Origin of the sequence: Shewanella sp. SM73, assembly GCF_025653795.1 — a bacterium.
GTDB classification, from domain to species: Bacteria; Pseudomonadota; Gammaproteobacteria; order Enterobacterales; family Shewanellaceae; genus Shewanella; species Shewanella oncorhynchi.
Map to the genome: position 1 here is coordinate 1 of NZ_JAKKRY010000032.1, position 2691 is coordinate 2691.

At 39.3% G+C, this 2691-nt stretch carries 3 protein-coding genes and 2 pseudogenes; 2 read left to right on the top strand and 3 right to left on the bottom strand.

All coding sequences use genetic code 11. From position 1 onward, the window contains the following. Positions 1 to 173, bottom strand: a 173-nt coding sequence (locus L5M51_RS22655) for a transposase (RefSeq protein WP_263171552.1), incomplete at its 3' end; no start/stop codon positions are given. Positions 174 to 184: 11 nt separating this feature from the next. Here L5M51_RS22655 and L5M51_RS22660 point away from each other — a divergent pair. Both L5M51_RS22660 and L5M51_RS22665 read left to right on the top strand, forming a co-directional pair. Further along, entirely contained in the window at positions 185 to 532 is a 348-nt protein-coding gene (locus L5M51_RS22660; protein ID WP_263174810.1) for an ATP-binding domain-containing protein, read from the top strand. Between the two features lie 456 nt (positions 533 to 988). Continuing rightward, positions 989 to 1333: pseudogene (locus L5M51_RS22665) on the top strand (alpha-amylase family glycosyl hydrolase); the annotation flags it as partial. 428 nt (positions 1334 to 1761) lie between these two features. Here L5M51_RS22665 and L5M51_RS22670 read toward each other — a convergent pair. Further along, positions 1762 to 2001, bottom strand: coding sequence for a helix-turn-helix domain-containing protein (locus tag L5M51_RS22670; RefSeq protein WP_263174812.1), 240 nt, complete (start codon positions 1999 to 2001; stop codon positions 1762 to 1764). Between the two features lie 481 nt (positions 2002 to 2482). Continuing rightward, positions 2483 to 2691, bottom strand: a pseudogene (locus L5M51_RS22675) (IS3 family transposase); the annotation flags it as partial.

The window sequence follows — 2691 nt, forward strand, 5'->3', positions numbered from 1 at the left end:
GTAAGAGTTTTACCTGGCACGGGACGACCTTCTTTTCTGGCTTTATCTCGCCAATGATACAAGGTTTGCACCGCGATGCCTTCTTCCCGAGCGACCTCTGCGACCGTTAAATTGTGAGGCGGTAATAATTTTTTAAGGATCGCCTCTTTACGTTCTGGTGAATACCGAGCCATATCGTTCTCATTTGCCGCGCCCTGTCTTTAAAAATAATGATTATTTAGGGGTGACAACTATCCTGACACAGGGGGAGAAGCACCCAAAGCTAAAGCAAGATTTAGAACGCGCTCGTCGTATGAAGAAAAATCATTTCTATGCGAATAGTGGCTTGATTAAAGCGTCCACCATTCACAGTTTTAAAGGACTGGAGTCCAAGACGGTATTTTATTTAATGGATGAGAAAGACACTCCAGAGTTAGTTTATACATCCATCACAAGAGCCGCAGAAAATCTTGTTATTTTAGATAAGAGCGATACAAGCCCGTACTCTGATTTCTTTTCGGGTGCGATCAGCAATACAGGTGGACTATTTTGAAAACAGTTTGCTCGGATTTTGCTCTACTTTGCTAATGGTTTTCATAGACACTTTGCAACGGACAAGAAAGTGTTCTCCGGGATTTTAGTTACAATTTGGGATAACATTTCCTAATGCGAACTGGGAATCAGCTCTTTGCTTGGAGCAAATACCCTAAGAAGGAGTGGGGCGTGCGACGTGAAGTCGTTTGAAGCGCTGTTCACCGCTCAACGAGTGAACCATCTGTATCACCAGATGAACCTAAGAGCCTGAATAAAGTAGCGAGTCTGACAATGTAACGAAGGTTGGTATTCTCCAATCGGGATCTAAATCAAAAATAGCGAAATAGCGGGGACATATCTTTTTGTGTTTTTCAGCACCTTCACCTAGCAGGGCAAGATCATGAATGTTTATTGACCAGTACATGCATCTGATTGACCTGCATCTCGGACTGTGCAACAAACTAACTTCTCAACTAATGAAGCTCATATTCCCCACAAGTCTCTCGTCCAATTCGATGGCGCAGCTCACCTGAATGAGCAAACGGGTATTCCATTTCATTTTGCCGATTATCTCGAACTGATTGATTGGACTGGCCGCGCCATTCGCCTTGATAAAAAAGCCTATATCAATAATCAGCGACCTAAGCTGCTCCATGAATTAGGTATTGCTTCCGATGCGTGGCTCAAGTCAGCCAAAGAGTTTCGTCGTCAATACAGTGGCATAAGTGGTCGATGGGATAGCATGTGCGCGTTTAAAAAACAGCATAACAGCGGCAAATGGTGTAAAGGTAAAGCCTCAAGCCAAGCGTTACATCCTTAAGTTCATCGCGACTCAGCGTTTAGGATTATTTTTGTTTATCCGAAATGAAGATAATTTCGCGCAAAAACCACCTTGCTTCTGTCCAAAAGCGATTTGCTTATTATTCAGTCATGCTATCGCGTTTTCTCTGCTAATTGAGAGTGAAACATTAAAGACTGATAGATATGTGACTATTTATGCATATTGTGCTGCATAAACTGAGTTTGAGACAAGTTTGTCACGATAATGCACAAAACACGTCGATTAAGTGCTATAACTCGCGAAAACTGCACTTTAATAGTTATTAACATGCAGAATTCTTGTGTTTTCGAGCAGATTTCAGCTGTTTTCGAAACAAACAAGCTAGATTCAGTCGATATACTTCACTTATGCACATAGAACTACATAATTATATCAAAGCCAATTTAGGTTCTAGCAAACTGTAATCATTAAAGAAAATCAGCATCTTGAATACAGCTCCCCAAGACATCATCGTAGGTTATATCTAATTCTTTAAAAATGACAAAAAGGATTTGCGTATCCAAGTTTTCAACACTTCTATTTTCAATTTCCCAAAGTAAAACCTTACTAACACCTATTTTTTTTGCAAATTCATCAAGTGAAAGACCTTTGTGTAGTCTAGCAATTCTAAGTTTATCACCAATATAAACATTTGTATTAACTCCCATAGTTGCAAGCGCCCTAATCTTATAATTTCACTTAATAAATTAAAAATTTTTTGCATATTATTTCTTGCTCTCAGCGTTTAACAGCAATGTTGAAGATTTAAGTTAAACACCTTTGATACGTAATAATACTAATTAGCAGGCTTATCCTAGATACCTTTAACTATGAGTTATTTTATAAAAATCACGAGCCTTGCTCCGATTACTTTGATACATCCAATATTGCTTTATAAATCAACGAAAAATCTAAACTAGAACTAAATTTCAGCTATGCTATTCAACTCCTAAACACTTGATCCAATTAGTTGAACAGTTAGAAAATGGACCTTTACGACCGAGCTTTCAGCTATAAGCATTGCTAGATACACTAACTACAGTATCTTTCGAGCCAAGAGATAGTTAGAAATAAGTTTTTCTCAAAATGATTATATTATAATCAAAGTATCGGTGTTTTTCAAGGTAGTTGTCACTCTTTGCTTAAATATTAAGCTGCATTTATTACATTGTTTGCGGGTGCCTTATCTGGGTTTAACGTGACTGGACCCACAGCATCACAATTTCTGACTTCCTTGGACCAACGCTCGGGCATTCTTGCCTTTGCCGCTTCGAGCACTTCTTTTCGCTTGGCTAAGATATCACCATCTTGCCCCGCATGACGTTGCCCTGGTGACACAAAGTTCAGCTGGCTGTGCT